At 46.5% G+C, this 20164-nt stretch carries 13 protein-coding genes and 1 pseudogene; 11 read left to right on the top strand and 3 right to left on the bottom strand.

Annotation, left to right across the window (positions count from 1 at the left end; genetic code table 11):
• The first annotated feature begins 59 nt into the window (after positions 1-59).
• The 6 genes from ald to ACK5LI_RS13565 all read left to right on the top strand — a co-directional run bounded on the left by ald (position 60) and on the right by ACK5LI_RS13565 (position 7399).
• Positions 60-1178: an alanine dehydrogenase gene (ald, locus tag ACK5LI_RS13590; protein WP_416950261.1), complete on the top strand. Its 1119-nt coding sequence runs from the start codon at positions 60-62 to the stop codon at positions 1176-1178.
• Positions 1179-1230: 52 nt separating this feature from the next.
• Positions 1231-2973 (top strand): sulfoacetaldehyde acetyltransferase, encoded by a 1743-nt coding sequence (gene xsc, locus ACK5LI_RS13585; protein WP_416950259.1) that lies wholly within the window; start codon positions 1231-1233, stop codon positions 2971-2973.
• Between the two features lie 64 nt (positions 2974-3037).
• On the top strand, positions 3038-4405 hold the full coding sequence (locus ACK5LI_RS13580) for an aspartate aminotransferase family protein (RefSeq protein WP_416950257.1): 1368 nt from the start codon (positions 3038-3040) through the stop codon (positions 4403-4405).
• Between the two features lie 73 nt (positions 4406-4478).
• Entirely contained in the window at positions 4479-5021 is a 543-nt protein-coding gene (locus ACK5LI_RS13575; protein ID WP_416950255.1) for a TRAP transporter small permease, read from the top strand.
• 3 nt (positions 5022-5024) lie between these two features.
• On the top strand, positions 5025-6311 hold the full coding sequence (locus ACK5LI_RS13570; protein ID WP_416950253.1) for a TRAP transporter large permease: 1287 nt from the start codon (positions 5025-5027) through the stop codon (positions 6309-6311).
• A 56-nt stretch (positions 6312-6367) separates the two neighbouring features.
• Positions 6368-7399 (top strand): TRAP transporter substrate-binding protein, encoded by a 1032-nt coding sequence (locus ACK5LI_RS13565; RefSeq protein WP_416950251.1) that lies wholly within the window; start codon positions 6368-6370, stop codon positions 7397-7399.
• 425 nt (positions 7400-7824) lie between these two features.
• On the opposite strand, the gene ACK5LI_RS13560 is transcribed toward ACK5LI_RS13565, so the two are convergent.
• Both ACK5LI_RS13560 and ACK5LI_RS13555 read right to left on the bottom strand, forming a co-directional pair.
• Positions 7825-9384 (bottom strand): sigma-54-dependent transcriptional regulator, encoded by a 1560-nt coding sequence (locus ACK5LI_RS13560; protein WP_416950249.1) that lies wholly within the window; start codon positions 9382-9384, stop codon positions 7825-7827.
• A gap of 22 nt (positions 9385-9406) precedes the next feature.
• On the bottom strand, positions 9407-11716 hold the full coding sequence (locus ACK5LI_RS13555; protein WP_416950247.1) for a response regulator: 2310 nt from the start codon (positions 11714-11716) through the stop codon (positions 9407-9409).
• 223 nt (positions 11717-11939) lie between these two features.
• On the opposite strand from ACK5LI_RS13555, the gene ACK5LI_RS13550 reads away from it, so the two are divergent.
• The 5 genes and pseudogenes from ACK5LI_RS13550 to ACK5LI_RS13530 all read left to right on the top strand — a co-directional run bounded on the left by ACK5LI_RS13550 (position 11940) and on the right by ACK5LI_RS13530 (position 19797).
• Positions 11940-13154 (top strand): GAF domain-containing protein, encoded by a 1215-nt coding sequence (locus ACK5LI_RS13550; RefSeq protein ID WP_416950245.1) that lies wholly within the window; start codon positions 11940-11942, stop codon positions 13152-13154.
• A gap of 532 nt (positions 13155-13686) precedes the next feature.
• Entirely contained in the window at positions 13687-14595 is a 909-nt protein-coding gene (locus tag ACK5LI_RS13545) for a diguanylate cyclase (protein ID WP_416950243.1), read from the top strand.
• A gap of 342 nt (positions 14596-14937) precedes the next feature.
• A pseudogene (locus ACK5LI_RS13540) lies at positions 14938-15735 on the top strand (PTS transporter subunit EIIC); the annotation flags it as partial.
• Between the two features lie 24 nt (positions 15736-15759).
• Positions 15760-16848, top strand: a complete 1089-nt coding sequence (locus ACK5LI_RS13535; RefSeq protein ID WP_416950445.1) for an EAL domain-containing protein — start codon at positions 15760-15762, stop codon at positions 16846-16848.
• 240 nt (positions 16849-17088) lie between these two features.
• Positions 17089-19797, top strand: a complete 2709-nt coding sequence (locus ACK5LI_RS13530) for a calcium-binding protein (RefSeq protein WP_416950241.1) — start codon at positions 17089-17091, stop codon at positions 19795-19797.
• Between the two features lie 135 nt (positions 19798-19932).
• Here the strand turns inward: ACK5LI_RS13530 and ACK5LI_RS13525 are convergent.
• The coding region (locus ACK5LI_RS13525) for an IS3 family transposase (RefSeq protein WP_416946081.1) at positions 19933-20164 on the bottom strand (232 nt) is incomplete at its 5' end.

The raw sequence follows: 20164 nt of genomic DNA, 5'->3' as shown, positions 1-20164 counted from the left end.
ATTCACCTCATTATCGCAGTGCCATTTCCTGCGACTATCTGAAATTTAAGGAGTGTTTCATGATCATCGGTGTACCGAAAGAGATTAAAGCTAACGAACACAGAGTTGCCATCACCCCCGCAGGAGTTGAAGCTTTAAAGACTGAAGGACATACAATTTTAATCGAGAAAAATGCAGGCATAGGCAGCAGAATTACCGACAAGGAATACATGGACGCTGGCGCTGAAATTTTACCAGCAGCAAAGGATGTCTGGAGCAAGGCTGATATGGTTCTGAAAGTAAAGGAGCCGTTACCTGCTGAGTATCCTTACTTCAGAAAGGGCTTATTGCTGTTCACCTACCTGCACCTTGCGGCAGAACCTGCCCTGACAAAAGCTCTGATTGATTCCGGTGTAACCGCGATAGCGTATGAAACCATCCAACTTAAAGACGGCAGCTTGCCCCTGCTTGCTCCTATGTCTGAAGTTGCCGGCAGAATGGCAACGCTGGTCGGCACATCTTTATTAAGCAAGCACCACAACGGGGCTGGTATCCTGCCCAGCGGAGTGCCTGGTGTACCTCAGGCTCATGTGGTTATCGTAGGCGGTGGTGTTGTCGGTATAAACGCAGCGCAGATGGCTATGGGCGTCGGTGCTAAAGTCACCATTCTTGATACCAATCTTGATCGCCTGCGGTATCTTGATGAGCTTTATGGCGCTCGTATTTCCACCATGTACTCTACGCGCAGCGCACTTGCGGAACTTTCAGCAGATGCAGACTTGCTGGTCGGTGCAGTTCTGATTCCCGGTGCAAAAGCTCCAAAGCTCATTTCGGAAGCGATGGTAAAAGCAATGAAGCCCGGCAGCGTCATCGTAGACGTAGCGATAGATCAGGGCGGCTCTGTTGAAACAATTGACAGAGTGACCACTCACGCCGAACCAACTTACCTTAAGCATGAAGTTGTCCACTACTCTGTTGCCAACATGCCCGGTGCAGTGCCCAGAACTTCAACCTTTGCACTTACCAACGCAACTCTGCCTTACGCAATCCAGCTTGCCACCGCAGGTTGGAAAAAAGCATGCAGCCAGAACAAACCGTTAGCACTCGGAATCAACATCGCAGACGGTAAATGCACGTACAAAGCCGTTGCAGAGGCTTTCAACCTGCCGGTTTATGACGTGGAAGAAGTCCTTGTTTAACCTTACCAGCACAAACTGTAACTTTTAGCACTTTGATTAAAGGATGATACACATGAGCCAAAAAGTAAAAATGACTCCAAGCGAAGCGATTGTAGAAACTCTGGTCAAAGAAAACGTTACACACGTTTCCGGTATTGTTGGTTCTGCGTTCATGGATATGCTCGACCTGTTCCCGACTGCGGGCATCAATTTTATTCCGGTACGCCATGAGCAGACTGCGGCCCATATGGAAGACGCGTACTCACGCGTTTCCGGCCGTTGCGGCGTATGTACCGGCCAGAACGGCCCCGGCATCACCAACATGGTTACATCAGTTGCAGCAGCCACCCATGCGCACACTCCGGTTGTTGTGCTCTCTCCGTCTGCCGGGACAGTCAGCGTAGGCTGGGACGGCTTTCAGGAGTGCGATCAGGTAAACCTGTTCCGCCCCATTACCAAAGCTGTCGTACGGGTACCGCATCCCAAGCGTGCCGCAGACTGCCTCCGGACGGCGTTCCGCATTGCTTACGCGGATCGTGGTGCAGTTTTGTATGATATCCCGCGCGACTATTTTTATGGAGAGCTTGAAGAGCGTATTCTTGAGCCTCATCAGTACCGCGTTTCCGCCCGCGGCTGCGGTTCGCTTGAAGACATTAAAAGAGCGGCCAGCTTGTTGAGGCAGGCTAAGCGCCCTGTTATTCTTGCCGGTCGCGGTGTTGTAGATGCTGACTGCAAGCAGGTAATTGCCGAAATTTCAGAATTCATTTCGGCACCTGTAGGTGTCACTTACCTGCACAACGACGCTTTTGACTGCGAACACAGCAACTTTGTCGGCCCCATCGGCTACATGGGCTCGAAAGCTGCGATGAACATGCTTAAGGACGCGGATGTGGTCCTTGCTGTAGGCACACGCCTTTCAGTTTTCGGCACCCTGCCTCAGTATGACATTAACTACTTTACCGGCAATGCCAAAATAATTCAGATTGATATCAATCCCAAACACATCGGCAGAACCCACCCCGTGGAAGTAGGCATCTGCGGTGATGCAGGTGAATCAAGCACGGAAATTCTGAATGCACTCAGAGCAGGTGAAAGCGTTCCTCCCAAGCTGCAGTATATTGAAGAAATGAAAAAGCAGCAGGCAGCATGGGAAAAAGAAATCCACGACCTTGCCATGAAAGATGCAAATCCCATCAATCCTCGCCGTGCGCTGATGGAAATGCAAAAAGTGCTTCCCACTGACTCCATTGTAACCACAGATATCGGTAACGTTTCTTCTACTGCAAACAGCTACCTGAAGTTCACCGGTAAAGGCATGCACATTGCGGCTTTGACCTTCGGCAACACCGGCTTTGCGTATCCGGCAGCGCTCGGTGCGCAGCTGGCACGGCCTGAAGCCCCTGTTGTTGCAGTCATCGGTGACGGCGCATGGGGCATGAGCCTGCACGAAGTAAGCACCGCAGTGGAGCAGAACCTGCCAGTAGTCGCTTGTGTATTCCGCAACGGCGCATGGTGCGCAGAAAAGAAAAACCAAGTCGACTTCTTCAACAACCACTTCATCGGTGTTGATATCCCTGTTCCCGCAAGCTTTGCCAAAGTTGCAGAATCTATGGGTGCTCAGGGTATTACTGTAAATTCACCCGGTGATGTGGGTATGGCTGTTGAAAAAGCCATCAAAGACAAAAAGCCCACTGTTATCGAAATAGTGGTCGATGGAAGTGCTCCCTTCCTTGCACCGCCTTTCCGCCGCGATGCATTCCAGATGCCTGTAAGACACCTGTCGAAGTACGCTCACCTCGACCATAAAAACTGGTAACAGCCCGAAGTTGATGTCGGCAGGAATTCCTGCCCTGCCGACATCAACACTAAAAGGAGTAGCTATGAAACCTGACCAATATATTGAAAGGGATAAGTCCTTTGTCTGGCACCACCTTGTTCAGCACAAACCATATCTTGATGGTGAGCCGCCTATTTTTGTCAAAGGCGAAGGGTGTACCTTAACCAACATCCATGGCAAAGAATTTCTTGATGCAGTTTCCGGCGGGGTATGGTGCGTAAACGTAGGCTACGGTCGCGATAGAATCGCCCGTTCTGTTTACGAGCAGCTGAGCACAATGCCGTACTACGCACTGACCGCAGGCAATCTGCCCGCGATTGAACTTGCTGAAAAGGTTGTAAATCTTATGCCGGGTTTGCCCCGCAGAGCCTTTTTCTCAAACAGCGGCTCCGAAGCTAACGAAAAAGCTTTCAAGATGTCCCGTCTGTATGCCCAGCTCACAGGCAGCAAACAGAAAACAAAAATCCTTTACCGCCACAGGGACTATCATGGAACAACCATTGCGGCATTGTCTGCTACCGGGCAGGAAGAGCGTCGGGCAGGTTTCGGTCCTTTAGTTCCTGATTTTGAAATGGTGCCCGAAGCTTTCTGCTATCGTTGCCCCTTTGGCAAAACATACCCGAACTGTGAAATTGACTGCGCAAAGGCGGTAGAAAGCAAAATCCTTGAATTCGGGGCAGACAGAGTCGCTGCATTTATTGTAGAGCCGATTACAGCAGGCGGCGGTATTCTTGAACCGGTGAAAGAATATTTCCCCATGGTTCAGGCTATTTGTAAGAAGCACGACGTCCTTTTGATCATGGATGAGGTTGTATGCGGCTTTGGCCGGACAGGTACCTGGTTCGGCTATCAGCACTTCGATGTGCAGCCTGATATCGTGACAATGGCCAAAGGGATGGCCAGTGCTTACCAGCCCATATCCTGTACCGTGGCCAGCAATCAAATTTTTGATGCTTTCGTAACCGAGCCTTCAGATAAGTTTGGCTACTTCCGCGACATCAGCACGTACGGCGGCTGTGCTGGTAGTTGTGCAGCAGCTCTGGAAAACATCAAAATTATCGAAGAAGAAAATCTGCTCAACAGAGTGAAGGAAGCCGGCAAGTATCTCTTTGATCGCCTGCATGAACTGAGTGACATGCCTTATGTGGGTGATATCAGAGGTAAAGGCCTGTTTGCAGGCATTGAATTTGTTAAAAACAAAAAGACCAAGGAACCCGTTGACGAAGGCTTTGTAGCCGGCATTCTTGGTCATGCCTATCAGAACGGTATCCTTCTGGGCCGTATGAACAGAAGCGTTCCGTTATTGAACAACGTACTGACAATGTCTCCGGCATACATCGTTACAAATAATGAAATTGATCGCATCGTAGATGCAATCCGAGCGGGTATCGAGGCCCAGACGACCCCTTAAATTGAACGGGCTTTGGTGCGTAACATGCGCATCAAAGCCCGTTTTTCATACAATCACGAAGAAAGGAGTGCTAATGCTAAAGACGATAGTTACCTATGTACTCGACAACTTTGAAGCAATGCTCTGTAAGGTACTTCTCATTTTCTTTGTTACCATCCTGTTTCTTCAAATTATATTCAGATGTTTTCAATGGCCACTTACGTGGACTGAAGAAGTTTCAAGATTTGCATTTCTCTGGTTCATTCTTTTCGGCGCAAGCTATGCAACACGAAAAGCAGCCTTGAACAGAGTAACACTCCAATTTTCAAAATTTCCTGCTAAGTTTAAAAACGCATGCCTGCTACTTGCAGACGCAATCTGGCTGATTTTTGCTCTTATCATGGCATACCAGGGCTATCTGCAGGTGCTTGATCTGGCAGAATTCCCTTACTTTACTCCGGCTTTGGACTGGAGCCTGAGTTGGGTCTACATCGCTTTTCCTATCAGCTTTTCGCTCATGGCCATACGCATCGTTCAGGTCAATGTGCTTCACTACGCTTTTGGACAAAACATCGCCGACCCTGATCAGGAGGCAATTCAAGACAGTAAAAACGCCCTCTCAGAGGAAGGTGAGTAAGTTATGTCCCCTACAGAAATCGCTGAAGTCCTTTTTGCTGTTTTTGCAGTACTTCTTTTACTCGGTGCTCCCATCATGGTCGCCCTTGGCATTGCGGCCATGGCGGTATTCATTCTGCAAGGAACAGACCTTGGCGTTCTTATTCAGATGGCTTCGTCTTCGCTGTCTTCTTTCCCCCTGATGGCTCTACCTTGTTTCATTCTTGCCGGAGCATTGATGGAATGTGCCGGTATATCTAAACGACTTGTCAAAATTGCCGAAAACATCGTCGGGCCAACCCCAGGCGGCCTAGCCGTTTCCACCGCTCTGGCATGTGTTTTCTTCGGGGCAATTTCAGGCTCGGGCCCGGCAACTACAGCCGCGGTGGGTATGCTTATGATTCCCGCCATGACCAGAAAAGGCTACAGCCCCGGTTATGCCGCAGCTGCCACTGCGACTGCCGGCGGAGTTGGAATTATCATTCCTCCCTCAATCCCGATGGTCATCTACGGTGTCGCCGGTCAGCAGTCGATTTCCAAAATGTTTATGGCCGGTATTATCCCGGGTGTAATGATTGCGCTGGGTTTAAGTCTTACGCACATGTTCCTGTGCAGAGCACACCGTAATGGTGAGCATAGCTGGTCACTTTCCAAACTTTTCGCGTCACTTAAGGAAGGCTTCTGGGCTATTACGGCCCCGGTAATAATCCTCGGCGGCATTTACGCCGGTATATTTACACCGACTGAAGCCGCCGTTGTGGCAATATTTTACACGTTGTTCGTCGGCTTTTTCATCCATAAGGAAATAAAATTTAAAGCAATTAAACGTTCTCTTGAAACCACAACCTGGCTCTCGGGGCGTGTTCTAATCATTGTCTTCACGGCGTACGCCTTTGGCAGAGTTCTGACCGAGTACAGAATCCCGATAGAAATAGCGAACTGGATACTTAATTACACAAATAATGTTTACGTAGTGTGGGCATTAGTAGTCACCTTCCTTATTTTTATCGGTATGTTCATGGAAACATTGGCAATTATCCTACTAGTCACACCAGTATTGCTTCCTGTCATGCAGGCCTTCGGCGTGGACCCTACGCATTTCGGTGTCATTCTGGTCTGCTGTTGCGGAATCGGATTCTCTACTCCTCCGCTGGGTGAAAACATGTTTGTAGCATCAGGGATAGCTAACGAGCCACTGGAGAGAGTTGCCATGAAAGCCATTCCCTTAGTGTGCGTCAATCTCAGCGTCGTTTTCCTGCTTGTAGTATTCCCGCAATTAGTCCTCTGGTTGCCAGAATTGATCGGGAATTAACACCAACCTTTGCAACTGAACATGCAGGCATACCTAATATAAAAAAGGAGAGACACATGAAAAAAGTCCTATTATGTCTGGCGTTAAGTATTGCAGTAATTATTGCTGCCATCAGTACAGCCAATGCCAAAACCGTTATGAAAATGGCCATTGGTGACCCCGAGAATTCTGAAATGGGAGTCGTCGGCAAAAGCTTTAAAAAGTATGTGGAAGAACAGACCAACGGAGAGTTGGAAGTTCAACTTTTCTTTGCCAGCGCCCTCGGCAGCGAAACAGAGACTATCCACAATGTCAGACGCGGCACATTGGACTTTACCATTGCAGGTATCGCAAACTATGTACCGTTTGTAAAAAAACTTGGGGTACTTACCCTTCCCTATCTCTTTGACGGGCTGACAGACGTTGTTGAGGCGACGAATGGCTCTGCACATGAATTGCTTAACGGTTATGCGGTGAAGGAAGGAGGTTTCCGGATTCTGACATGGACCTACACAGATTTTCGCTACATATCGAACTCCAAGGGCCCCATCACCAAACTGGCAGATATAAAAGGGATGAAGTTTCGTGTTCCGCAAAGTGCTGTTCTCCTAGCTAGCTACAAGGCCTGGGGCGCAAACCCCGTACCGATTTCCTGGTCTGAAACGTTTACGGCCCTGCAACAGGGAGTAGTTGACGGTCAGTGTTATGGATATATCGGATTCAACGCCATGAAGTTTGCTGAAGCAAACCAGAAGTTTATTACAGAAGTGCATTATACCTATCAGCTTCAGCCGCTTAGCGTCAGCGAACGGGTATTCCGCAAACTTTCACCGGAATACCAGCAGATCATTATTGATGGCGGCAAGGTTGCTCAGAAAGCCGTGCTTGATTATCAGATCAACGAATCCGGCAAAGCAAAGCAGCTCCTTATTGATGAAGGCGTCACCATCTCCTCTCTGAGCGATGAAGATCAGTGGAGAACACTTGCAATATCTAAAGTCTGGCCTGAGATGGCAGATTTTGTAGGCGGTCAGGACGCAATTAATGAGTTTCTTGCTGCCTGCAACAAGCCTGCCTGGAATCCCGGACAGCAGAGCGCGAAAAGATAGTGAACTGAAGCAAACCGTATAACAATCCTTAAGCGGCAACAGACCACCTCATCTGTTGCCGTTCTTTTTTGTGGTAAAGGTGGTAGGCTTTGAAACTAGTGCCTTCGGGTATAAGTTAGACAATCCGGGAGGGTGAGGGGTAGTAACGTGCAGAATAAATACCTATTTAAAACTGTTAACAATATCTCCACCCTGAAATAACTCCAAATTCAATACGGGATGAGATTTATCCGAACGGTTCTAGATAAGTAAAAGCTTGTTGCTCAAATTCTCTACAGCTTAAAATCACTAAAAAGTCTCTTCAGGTAACAACAGGTATTCTTATGAAAGCAGCCCGGAGAGTGTGCTCATCCGCATAAAAAAGGGCGTCAGCACGCGTGCCAACACCCTGTTCTTTCTCAACGTAGTAGAGGTCTGCCAGATTATCAGATGGGGCGCTTAATCTTATGCTTCTTCATACGAAACCGAAGCGTGCTCGGGTTCAGGCCCAGAATCTCTGCCCCTCCGCCAGGTCCATCAATTTTCCATTCGGCAGCTTCAAGAACTCGCTCAATGTGATTCTTTTCTACTTCTGCAAGAGACTCATTAGCCTTATGCTCAGGTGCAACTTCTTTCAGCTTAAGCTTTTTTTCTGGTACAATAAGGTCTGAAGGCAACTGTAATGCAGAGCTGTCCAACTCATCGCCAGGAGATAAAATAATCAACCTTTCAATTATATTTTCCAGCTCCCGCACATTCTCAGGCCAGCTGTATTGAATGAGCTTCCTGATTACAGAACCCGGGACTTTCGAAATACGTTTGCCTATTCTGGAACTATGTTTCTCGACAAGGTGCTTAACCAGCAGCGGAATATCTTCCACCCGGCTCCGCAACGGAGGAACACGGATAGGAAAAACATTCAACCGGAACCACAGGTCTTCTCTAAATTTACCATCGCGGACAAAGGCTTGCAGATCCCTGTGAGTTGCAGCAATAAAACGTATATTTGTTTTCAGCGTCTTATTGCCACCTACACGTTCAAATTCGCCATCTTGCAAGACCCGCAGCAGCTTTGACTGCAAGGCGAGCGGCAGCTCACCTATTTCGTCAAGAAACAATGTTCCATTATTAGCAAGCTCAAAGCGACCAGTTCGAGCCCGATCTGCTCCACTAAAAGCTCCACGCTCATGCCCGAAAAGCTCACTTTCGATCAAAGTGGGAGGTAAAGAGGCACAGTCGACCTTAATCAACGGTCTGCTGTTTCTGCCACTACTGCTATGAATCGCTCGGGCAATCAGTTCCTTACCGGTTCCTGTTTCACCAAGGAGTAAAGCGGTACTATCAGTTTTTGCAACCTGCTTAATCAAGGTCAACAGACCTTTCAGTGGAGTACTCTGCCCTACGATATGACCAAAATTATGCTTTTGAAAAATCTCCTCACGCAAGTAACTATTGTCATTATCAACTTCCGCTTTAAGCTCCTTAATAGTCTCGTAAGCTTCACGCAGCTCTCTCGTCCGTTCGTCAATACGGATTTCAAGCTCCTGATTTATATTAACAAGCCTCTCTTCAGCTGATTTTCTCAGCACAATTTCCTGCTGCAGGGCTTTATGTTGACGGCTAAGCGTAAGCTGGGTTGTGACCCTTGCTAAAACCTCTTCACGATAAAAAGGCCTTGAAATATAATCCCTTGCTCCGGATTTAAACGCTTTTATCCGTGTTTCAATATCGGCAAGCGCGCTTATAAAAATAATCGGGATATCGTGGCAGTTAAGATCGTTTCGAATAACGCTAATCATATCAAAACCACTCATTGAAGGCATATCCACATCCAGCAGGATAAGGTCAGCCCCATGTTGCTCGATACCACTTAACGCTCTGTCCGGATGTGTAAAAGGACTAATAACATACCCCTCCTGAGTGAGGAGCTCACTCAGGAGGTGCACGTTCTCCTTACTGTCATCGACAATCACGATGCGCTCTTTGCGCTTTAAGTTTTCCCCCATCACACACTCCTCAATATCCGACTCAAACTTCATGTTTTTCTAATTGTTTCAAAATAGTAGCAGCAGCATCGAAATCAAAGTTGCCAAGAGCTGCCACAATATTTGCCACTATCGGTGCTAGCAAGCCATCATTTTCAACAGCAGTCAGAAGTGCTTTGCTAGTTTCGAAAGCTTGAAATTCATGGTGCTTTATCTGGCTCACGACATTTTCAAGCAAAAGGGACGTGTTTACCGGCGTAATATCACCCTGCGTTTTACTATCAAGAAATGAAGAACTCTCCAGTTCTTCCATCACACGCTTCAAAGCTATAGTAAGGGCTTCCAATTCAGCATGTACGGACGAAGAATCACCTTCGGGAATTAAGGCTTCCAGATTTTTTGCAGCCAGATGAACACCAGCCATCCCCAAATTCCCAGAAACACCTTGCAAGATGTGTGCTTTCCGCCTCGCAGTCTCTAAATCATTGGCCTCGAAGTCCGCAGCTATCTCAGAAGCAGCATCTTTATGTGTATAGTAGAATCGTTCCAAGCTGCTTTCAACAACACCGAACTTAGCACCAAACTGCTTATAAAGGCGCTCCAAATTAATAACCGGAGTCTTTTCCACTTGCGGAAAAGGCTCTACAGTCTCTGGTACCCCGTGAATACAGAAACCTTTGCACTTTAGCTGTTCAGCTAAAAGCGCAAACATAGCTAGCGTATCAACAGGTTTAACAATAAACCCGGATACCCCCACTCGTCGCCCTTCTTCTCTGTCTGCCTCCATGCTTCTAGCCGTAAAAGCAAGAATCGGCACAGCATTGTCAATCTCTTCCCTGATAATTTTTGTAGCACTGAAGCCATTCAATACGGGCATCTGTACATCCATCAAAATCAGATCAAAATCTTCTTTACGGCAATAGTCCACGGCTTCCTGACCATCGTTTGCAACAAAAACCAAAAAGCCAGCCCGCTCTAATACAGTTTTGGCCAGCTCCTGATTGATTATATTGTCCTCAGCCAGCAAAACCTTTTTGCCTACAAAACAAGGGTGATTCGCAGCAGCCGCAACAGAAGAGAGAGTTTGGTTCACAGAGGAGCGCAGTTGTCTTGTGCCATCTGCACGCGGCATAGCTTTTGGAAATTGTAAAGAAACCACGAACAAAGCCCCCTTCCCGATTTGAAATTCCGCCCTGATACTCCCACCCATTAGTGAAACAAGATTATGAGTAATATAAAGGCCTAAACCGCTCCCACCAAAACGCCTCGCGATGGATGCATCAGCTTGTGAAAATTCAGTAAACAACTTCTCCAACTGAGCATCATTCATTCCGATACCGGTATCTCGCACTGAAATATCAATTGCTATCGAGTTATCGGTTTCAGCGCGGGACACTGCAGTAAGTTCAACAACCCCTTCGCTGGTAAACTTCAAGGCATTTCCAATCAGGTTAATCACAACCTGGGCGACTCGATAAGGGTCACCCCAAATCCACACATCCCCCCCTTGTAGCCCTTTGAATTTAAATTCAAGCCCCTTAGCTACGAATTGATGATTGAAAACCTCGTAAACGCTCTCAAGTATGTTATTAATATTGAAAGCTCGCTTCTCTAATTCGATTTTTGCCGACTCAAGTTTTGTATAGTCTAATATATCACTTACAATTGCAGCAACATACTTTGCAGAATAATATATCTTTTCTATATTCTCCCTTGCTTCTGAACTCAATTCAGTTTGCAAAGTCAACTCAGAAAGTCCGATGACTGCATTTAAAGGAGTACGGAGTTCATGGGTAACACTTGTAAAAAATTCTCCATCAATTACAAGAGTATCTTGTGAGTAATGAGCGTCGCTAACAATATCTTTTTTTTGCCCTCCACACCCCAGACTGCAATCCTTTGATTTGAATTTGAAAAGAGTACAAGCCATGGTGTCGTGGTAGCGATGAAGTGGTGTCAGGTCTTTAAAAATGGCCAGCAGCACATTTTTGGTTTCCAACTGAGACGAAATACGACTAAGTGAAACCAAAAATTTTTTCCGCTCTCCACTCTTCGAAAAGCAAACGCCCCTTAAAGAACGAAAATTGGCCCCGTTCAGCCCACGGTAAATAACTCTTCGGGCTGTTTCATGATTTTCTGCGGGCAAAAGCTCAAAAATAGTACGCCCAAGCAGCTCAGCAGCTTCCCACCCGAAAGCCTTCTCGCAAGCCGGATTTGCCCCTACAATTACCGACGCACTATTAATGAATACAATCGGGTCCAAGCTTTCTTCAAAAACATGCATAGCGCATTCTTCAAGATCTGGCGCAAGCAATCCCCCTAACGCTTTCTTATTTTCCTTCACCTTTCTCACAAGTTTCCCCATCGAATTTAGACAAAAGCATCTCTCAATATTTTGAGCCGCCACCTTGGCATATTGAGAAATCACTCACAAAAAAAAGTGCGGACACTACAAGACACAAAAAAAGCCTTTAAAGTCAAATGATTAAAAAAATGGCACATGCTTTGCTTTATTCATCGCACACCTCATGGGGGGGGAGTAAAGGCCTAAAAGGCCTTATGCAGTTTTTAACAACATGATTATACAAACATATCTGTTTCATATGTCAAATTATATCCAAATAAAAACCACAGTGGGGGAACTCTTTGCAATTCCTATCACAGCTTCCACTAAGCCTGAAATTCCAGAGGACTTGCTCAAGGGTTGGCAAAACATTGCCAACATAGTGGCAGAAGTGACCAACGTTCCTGCAGCTCTGATTATGCGCCTCCATCCTAAGGATATAGAGGTTTACGTTACCAGCAATACCCCTGGGAACCCGTATAGTCTGGGGGCTAAAGAGCAGCTCAGCTTAGGGTTATACTGTGAAGAAACAATTGGCAGGGGCGACATGACTTATATCCATGATGCTCTTGATCACGAGTATTGGCATAATAATCCAGATATCCGATTCGGGATGACCTCTTATTTAGGACTGCCTATACGCTGGCCTGACGGTGAATTTTTCGGAACAATCTGCATTTTGGACGGTGAGCCGATTGAGTTGTCCGGCCCTCTCGGGGAATTACTCCGTTCTTGCCAAAGCGAAATAGAACGTAGCCTGAGCGACCTCACAGAAAAAGCACGCTTTAAAGCCTTGGCGGAAGAACAAGAAATCTCGTTACTGGAAGCGCATCACAGCATCAAAAACCATTTAAATATGCTTGCAAATATTATTCAGGTTAAAATGATCAATGAACAGGACGAACAATATGATCACAATGCAACGCTTGAAGATATATTAAAAAGAATAAGTATAATTTCAGAAGTTCACGATATTGTTTCTCTTTCAAAGAGTAAGTTCGTAAATGTTAACGACCTCATAAAAAGTATTTCTGAAATGCTTATTCTATCTTCAACAGACAAAGAAATAAAGCTGCAAATGAAATTACATGAAGTGCATGTGTGCCAACGTGTATTATTTTTATCTGGAGTTCTCGTAAGTGAACTGATTGTAAATTCTATAAAGCATGCTTTTGACAAATGCCCATGTCCGACTATCAGCATATCAGTGACAAGCAGATGTCCAGACAGGTTTTCCATCCTATATAAAGACAATGGCTGTGGAATAACAGAATCACACGTTTCAAATTCTAATAAAATCGGAAACAGAATAATAAATTCAATACCAAAACAATTCGACGGGTATGTCCAATCTTCGTTTGTCGATGGAGTAGAATATAACTTCGCCATGAACAAGCGGTGTTTCTCTTGTAGCGCATGTATAAGCGCTACGTATCAATCAAGATAAATTAGATGTTATGGATTTTAGATAAGCTTGCGCACTTATGCATTGTTATGATGACAAACACTTGATATAGCGTTCTACAATTCATTTTACCCGTATAGCTATTACAAAATAAAAAAACACGCCATCTTCCACTTGGTGACCAGTAAAATTGGCAACACGCCTTTACAAATAACAAATTACAATTTCAAATAAATATTTTTTGCGCAATTATATACCGGGCATCATATAAGATTCATGAACTCTCACCAACAAGTAATACAATATAATAAATTGCTACAGAATAGACACAGAAGTTCCAGCAATCCCGCTTCTGGTCTATATTAAGGATGGTGCAATCCCCCCCGCATTAGGCTTAGTGCTGCCTACAACCATCCTGTAGCGCGCCCTCCCTGTAGTGTCCCCCCTTCAAAACACTACTGTGGGAGGGCGCAAAATTGTAATGCAGCACGTTTGCATCCCGAAACAAGGTCCATAAAAACCCTGTATTGAAACAGGCATTTTCTGAGGAAAAGATTCAAACAAAGGGCAAAGAATGAAGAGTTTTCTACTTGCGCATCATGCACTTAGCAGCCTCAGCGACGGGGTATGCAGCATCAATATGGACCGCAAGGTCGTCTTCTGGAATCGCAGTGCAGAGCAAGTATGTGGATGCAGTGCATATGACCTGATCGGAACACACTGTTCTGAGGCTGCCATCTGTCCCGCACAAAAAAAACATTATTTATGTTGTGATACATGCCTGTTGTATAAAGCTCTTCAAGGCGAAACAACTATCTCAGTCCCCATGCATCTACACCATCAAAAGGGGCATAAAGTTAGCGTTATGGCCTCCTTTCTTCCCACTTTCTCAGATAATAAGCTGATAAATGGCGCAGTACAGATATTTACAATATCCCCCTCACCTGCCCCTCATATCCTTCTGAATGAACTTCAGAAGCTACGGAAAGCAAGCCTCCTTGACCCGCTAACTGCAGTGGGCAACAGACGATACGGGCAACAACTCATCAAGCAGATGGACCAGTCGCAACAGCTCTACGGCACACCATTTGGAATTTTCTTTATTGATATAGATGACTTTAAGGTGATCAACGACACATATGGGCACGAAACAGGTGACAGAGTCTTAAAAGTTGTCGCAACAACACTAGCAGCTACGATACGCTCAAGAGACACTCTTATTCGTTGGGGAGGAGAAGAGTTTGTAGTCTTTGTCCCCAACACCACCTACACAGCATTGGGCGAAATGGCCGAACGACTACGAACTCATATTGAGAATGCATGGACGAATGTGCATGATACAAAGCTAAAAGTCACAGTTTCTATAGGTGGAGCTTTTTCACAAAACACTACTGCATTGGATGCTATAGATCAGGCGGACCAAGCAATGTACCACAGTAAAGCGACAGGAAAAAACAAATCCACCTTATATCTATGCAAGTAGCCTTTTTAAACTCGAATACTGGATTAATGTTTAGAAATACCATTCAAACTCAAGCCATAGGTAAAAACAAGACCGACCAAATGGCATGACTGTGCTTTCAGCATAGAATCGACTAACACGACCCTTAGGTTGGCCATGAAATATTTACAAAAAATATCACATTTTGCAGAGCTACCGTTAGTATCTGCGCTACGAAATACTTTCGGAATTACACTTATAGTTTTAATCCCCGGCGTAGTAGCCATCCTTATGAATTCCTTCCCTCTTGAGGGGTATCAAAACTTCATGTCAGACCAGTTCGGTACGAACTAGAAAGACTTTGGCAACTTCCTTTACAATGGAAGCTTCGGGATCATGTCCGTGGTTGTCTGCATAAGCCTATCCTATCACATTGGACTTATCCAAAATTCAGAATCGCCACGATACACACCGCCCTTGGCCTTCACAGTAGTTGCAAGCAGTTCTGTCGCATGTACACTTGGCCCCGCTTTAGATGGCCAACTGCCCATTAAATGGCTAGGAGTACAGGGCCTGTTTCTCACCTTGATCATCACTCTACTTTCCTGTTTTTTATTTAAAACATTATTGCGAGCGAACCTTCTTCGCAGTGTCTCGACAAAAGATGTTTTCGACACCACCATCTCCCAACTCTTATTACTCGCTATCCCCGCACTGATAACAATCTCAGTTTTTGCTCTTATCAAAGCAGGAGCTTGCAGCTTAGGAGTCAGTAACACATACGAATACATCTACCGCACAATAGCTGCCCCTTTCACAAGTCTGGGGGCGGACTCCATCAGCAGTGCTACCCTTTATAATTTTTCACGTCATGTTTTCTGGTTCTTCGGCATACATGGTTCAAATATTCTGGAGCCTGTCATGCAGGAGCTGTACGTCAATCCTCATCAGGGAGACCTTTCGTCTTCATTTCATTATACGAAGGCCTTTTTTGACTGTTTCACTTCGGTTGGAGGTTCAGGTGCCTCTGCAGGCCTCATCCTTGCAATTTTCATAGGCTGCAAGGACCTTATGATTCGCAAAATTGCATTTTTTTCCATTATCCCTGCTATATTTAACGTAAATGAACTACTCATTTTCGGCATACCGATTGTTCTGAATCCGGCACTTCTGATTCCCTTCATCCTTGCCCCGCTTACAACACAGATGATCGCCTATGTTGCTATGACTACCGGCTTTGCCCCTTATACCCTGAACGAAGTTGCATGGAATACCCCGCTACTACTTAATGCTTACGCAGCTACCGGCAGCATTGCCGGATCAATATTACAACTCTCGTGCATTATCGTATCGGCCTTCATATATTTACCATTTATATCGCTCGACACACGACTGAGAAATATTACGTCAAAGAAAAAATTTAATGATCTCATGGAAGTAGCCTTCAGCCCTGAAAGTGGTCGCCGGCTTCTGCAACAGCCAGGAGACCTTGGAACAATTGCTCGCGGATTAGCAGTGGACATCTTTCCAGCGATCAAAAAAAACGAAATCTACCTTGTCTATCAGCCACAAGTTGACAGCACTACAGAAAGGGTTGTCGGAGTTGAGAGTCTTATCAGGTGGAATCACCCTAAATTCGGGATGATTCCACCGCCAGTTATTATTCAATTGGCAGAAGAAACAGACAAAATCATAGAGCTTGGAGAATGGATTCTTCGCACCTCTGTTAATCAGCTTTCTCAATGGCGGGCGGCAGGAATCAGGCAGCTAACCATGTCGGTTAATGTTTCAAGCAAGCAGTTGGAAGACCCTGTTTTCCCTGACAGGTATCTCTCAATAATCCAAGAGACAGCTATTTCCTCGCAGCTAGTGAAACTAGAGGTGACTGAAGCAAAAGCTTTAACGGATCAAGTATTTAAAAACGGAACACTGCAGCAACTTCAAAAGGCTGGAGCCAAACTTGCTATTGATGATTTTGGCATGGGACACAGTTCAATAAGGTACCTAAAATTGCTTCAGGCTGACAGCTTAAAGCTTGACTGCATCCTGACAAGAGATATTGAACATTGCGAAAATAGTGCTGAAATTATCTATTCCATCAATCAATTATGTAGCCAGTTAGGCGTAGAGATTGTTGCAGAATTTGTTGAAACAAAGGAGCAGCTGAATAAGTTGCAAAGCCTTGGTTGCCGAATAATTCAAGGATATTATTATAGTCCACCACTTGATGCAGACAAAATCCCTGCGTTTTGTGACGCAATGTCGTCTCACCCGACCGCCAGCAACATCAGCTGATAATACAAAAGGCAGAAGAGATATCTCTTCTGCCTTTTATATTATCAGAGCCTCAACATTTAACGAAGCCCCCTCAAGATATTACGCATCGCAATATTCCAAACTATCCCCCTCCCGTCCCACCTCTCTAACACCAGATAAAAAAAGAACAAAATACTCTTCTCTTACTGGCATAGCATTTGCTTTAGCTCGAAAGGTTAAGACTGTCACAAGGCAACCCAAAACAGGGAAGGGAGCGAAATGATAAAAGCACAAGAGCACAGCCCAGATACGCTTTATACAGATTTATCCGCTGAAGGAAGCCGAATTATAGTTGGTGAGCTTCAGCTTATTGCCCCCACCCTTAATTTAGATGATGCTTCTATTATAAAAGAAGGAAACAGTCTGATTTTGAATATTCCGGGAGAAGCCCCGATAACCATTGATGGAAGCGGTTATGAGGACCTGCTTGCGTTAGCAACACCAGAAAGCACGGAAGTTAATATCGCACAACTTCTTGCAACGTTGGATGCTACTGCAGTCATCACCCCCGAAGCCGGAGACCAACCCCAAGGTGGAGGAACTGGAGAATACCGCGACGATGCCGGCGCAATCATTGAAGGGCTTCATGGATTGGATGGAATTCGGGGAATTACCTTCGATACAACTTCTATGGAAATCCCTCTGCTTCCAACGGATTCATTATTATCTGGGACAAACGAAGCAGGACCTGACAATCAACTTCCGCTTGTTCCCGACGGACTAATTCTCACGTTTAACAATCAGGACGCTTATCCCATGTGGGATGATCCTTCACGCTGCTTAGATGCAACCGAAAGCCGTGTATGGGATGTAGGTGCGGCAATCGGCCCAAGTCCGATCGGTGGTCCCAGCATTTCAACTGTCAGTGAAATAGATAACGCGATCAGCGCAACCGTAGACTCCGGCTGGGGCTCTGTTGTTAATGTACATCTGGAACGAGACCATGCGGCATCAGTTGAGCTGACTGACTTTGTCGGCACCTACGTTACACTTGGCGGAGAAGAAGCAAGTAGCGTCACCATTAATAATGCATTTCGTGGCGAGGTATCTACCGGCTCAGGGAACGATACAATTACAGGGAGCCTCGGCTACGGTACAGGCACATTTCCCGGGGCGGAATATGCTATCGAAGAACCTCAAAGCTTTGAGGTTACCAGTGGAGCCGGAGATGACACGATCAGTTTTTCTGCTGACAACAATGCCCTTCAGATCGATTCCGGCGCTGGCAACGATACAATAAGCATCAACAATTCCGACGAAAGAACTCAGATCACTATCGACACAGGGGATGGCGAAGACACTGTCATACTAAACGCGAACGCCGGCGGAACAATTACAACTGGCAATAGCGATGACAGCATTCGGGGTGGCCTAGGGGCTGACTCTTTGTATGGAGACGCCGGAAACGACACCATCCTTGGCGGCGGCGGTGACGACAAAATCTGGGGCGGTGCAGGCAGTGATACGCTTTCCGGGCAGGCTGGCGACGACACACTTCACGGGCAGGGAGGAAACGACACCATATACGGCGGCGCTGGCAAAGACAGCATCACTGGAGGTGAAGGCAATGACTGGCTGGAAGGCGGAGCCGATAACGACCTGCTTGAAGGAGAGCTGGGTAACGATACGTTATTCGGAGATACGGGAAATGACACGCTGCTCGGCAATGAGGGTGCGGACTATCTGGAAGGGGAAGAAGGGAATGACTCACTCATCGGTGGTGGCGGAAACGATTTTCTGTTTGGAGGACAAGGGGCAGACGACCTGGAAGGAGGAGAAGGGAACGACTGGCTGCTTGGCGACGACTTTGGCACCGACCCCAACGGGGGTGATGACACCCTCTCCGGCGGTGCAGGAAATGACACCCTAGAGGGAGACTTCGGGAACGATCTTCTGAAAGGCGGCGATGGCAGTGACAGCCTGCTAGGCGGGATAGGCGAAGATTCTCTTTATGGAGATTCAGGAAATGACACGCTGCTCGGGGGGGCAGACAATGACTACCTTGAAGGCGGCCTTGGAGATGACAAGCTGTACGGTGAAGACGGAGATGACAAAATATGGGCAAACGAAGGGAATGACACGCTGGTAGGTGGAAACGGCAACGATACACTCTACTCTGCCGATGGCAACGACAGCATTCTCGGAGGAGACGGGGACGACAACATCAATGCCGGCAATGACAACGACACCATATACGGAGGCGCTGGCGCAGATACCGTGTGGGGTGGAAACGGGCACGATCTTATTTACGGTGAAGACGGGGATGATTGGCTGTGGGATGGTGGCGGAAACGACACCATCTATGGCGGAGCAGGCCAAGATTATATCACTTCCGGCGCAGGAAACGACTGGCTGGAAGGGGGAGATGATGACGACAGCATCTTTGGCGGCGAGGATAACGACACCTTGCATGGTCTAGACGGGGCTGACGTTCTTTATGGAGAAGAGGGAAATGACTCGCTTTTTGGCGGTGACGGCAATGACTCCATGTACGGTGGTGACGGCAACGACATACTGAATGGGGGCGCAGGAGATGATTACCTTGTCGGGGGACTTGGTGACGATATTCTCTGGGGCCATCAAGGCAATGACATACTTGTCGGCGGAACTGGCCAGGATACCTTTGCTTTCCAATACAGCGAAGATTCGACTCATGCCATCAGTGACTTCAGTATTGCTGAAGGTGACGTGATCAATCTTGCAGACATCTTCAACACCGCCGGCGCCAGTATGAATTGGGAATTAGAGCTGACCGCAGATGCAAATGCCAACCTGATCCTTAGCATTCGCGACGCGAACAGCAGCATCGGGCAAAACATTCTACTGAGTGGCGTAACAGCAGACTCTTTGGGGGCGGCATTAGGTGTAACTGACCCTGATGCAATCCTCCAGGCACTGATGGACCAAGGTAACATTATTACCGTTTAGGGAAATCTGGTGCTTCCTCCCGAAAAGGGCAGGCCCATCCCCCCCCCGGGGCCTGCCCTTACATCCAAAAGGAATTAATCAAAATGAGATACAGAGCATGTGGTAAAATGGCTGGGGTGAATCGCCACTAATTTACTAGACACCCCCAACTTTACTAACAAACTTTTCTTCAAATTTTATTGGAGATAAGTTGCCATTGTGTCCATGGCGGCGAATCGGGTTATAGAACATCTCTATATAATTAAATACGTCCTGCCGGGCCTCTTCCCGGCTTCTGTAAGTTTTCCGCTTAATTCGTTCTCGTTTGAGAAGTTGAAAGAAGCTTTCTGCAACCGCGTTGTCGTGGCAGTTGCCACGTCGGCTCATA

Source organism: Oleidesulfovibrio sp., from assembly GCF_047973035.1.
Taxonomy (GTDB): domain Bacteria; phylum Desulfobacterota; class Desulfovibrionia; order Desulfovibrionales; family Desulfovibrionaceae; genus Oleidesulfovibrio.
Note: the sequence above shows the minus strand (reverse complement) of the source record. Positions and strands in the feature narration are given on the sequence as shown.

What these genes read in the sequence shown, in the direction of transcription:
- ACK5LI_RS13580 (WP_416950257.1), top strand. Translation starts at nt 3,038, where the DNA reads ATGAAACCTGACCAATATATTGAAAGGGATAAGTCCTTTGTCTGGCAC.
- ACK5LI_RS13530 (WP_416950241.1), top strand. Translation starts at nt 17,089, where the DNA reads ATGATAAAAGCACAAGAGCACAGCCCAGATACGCTTTATACAGATTTA.
- ACK5LI_RS13575 (WP_416950255.1), top strand. Translation starts at nt 4,479, where the DNA reads ATGCTAAAGACGATAGTTACCTATGTACTCGACAACTTTGAAGCAATG.
- ACK5LI_RS13535 (WP_416950445.1), top strand. Translation starts at nt 15,760, where the DNA reads ATGATCGCCTATGTTGCTATGACTACCGGCTTTGCCCCTTATACCCTG.
- ACK5LI_RS13545 (WP_416950243.1), top strand. Translation starts at nt 13,687, where the DNA reads ATGAAGAGTTTTCTACTTGCGCATCATGCACTTAGCAGCCTCAGCGAC.
- ACK5LI_RS13565 (WP_416950251.1), top strand. Translation starts at nt 6,368, where the DNA reads ATGAAAAAAGTCCTATTATGTCTGGCGTTAAGTATTGCAGTAATTATT.
- xsc (WP_416950259.1), top strand. Translation starts at nt 1,231, where the DNA reads ATGAGCCAAAAAGTAAAAATGACTCCAAGCGAAGCGATTGTAGAAACT.
- ACK5LI_RS13560 (WP_416950249.1), bottom strand. Translation starts at nt 9,384, where the DNA reads ATGGGGGAAAACTTAAAGCGCAAAGAGCGCATCGTGATTGTCGATGAC.
- ACK5LI_RS13550 (WP_416950245.1), top strand. Translation starts at nt 11,940, where the DNA reads ATGATTATACAAACATATCTGTTTCATATGTCAAATTATATCCAAATA.
- ACK5LI_RS13570 (WP_416950253.1), top strand. Translation starts at nt 5,025, where the DNA reads ATGTCCCCTACAGAAATCGCTGAAGTCCTTTTTGCTGTTTTTGCAGTA.
- ald (WP_416950261.1), top strand. Translation starts at nt 60, where the DNA reads ATGATCATCGGTGTACCGAAAGAGATTAAAGCTAACGAACACAGAGTT.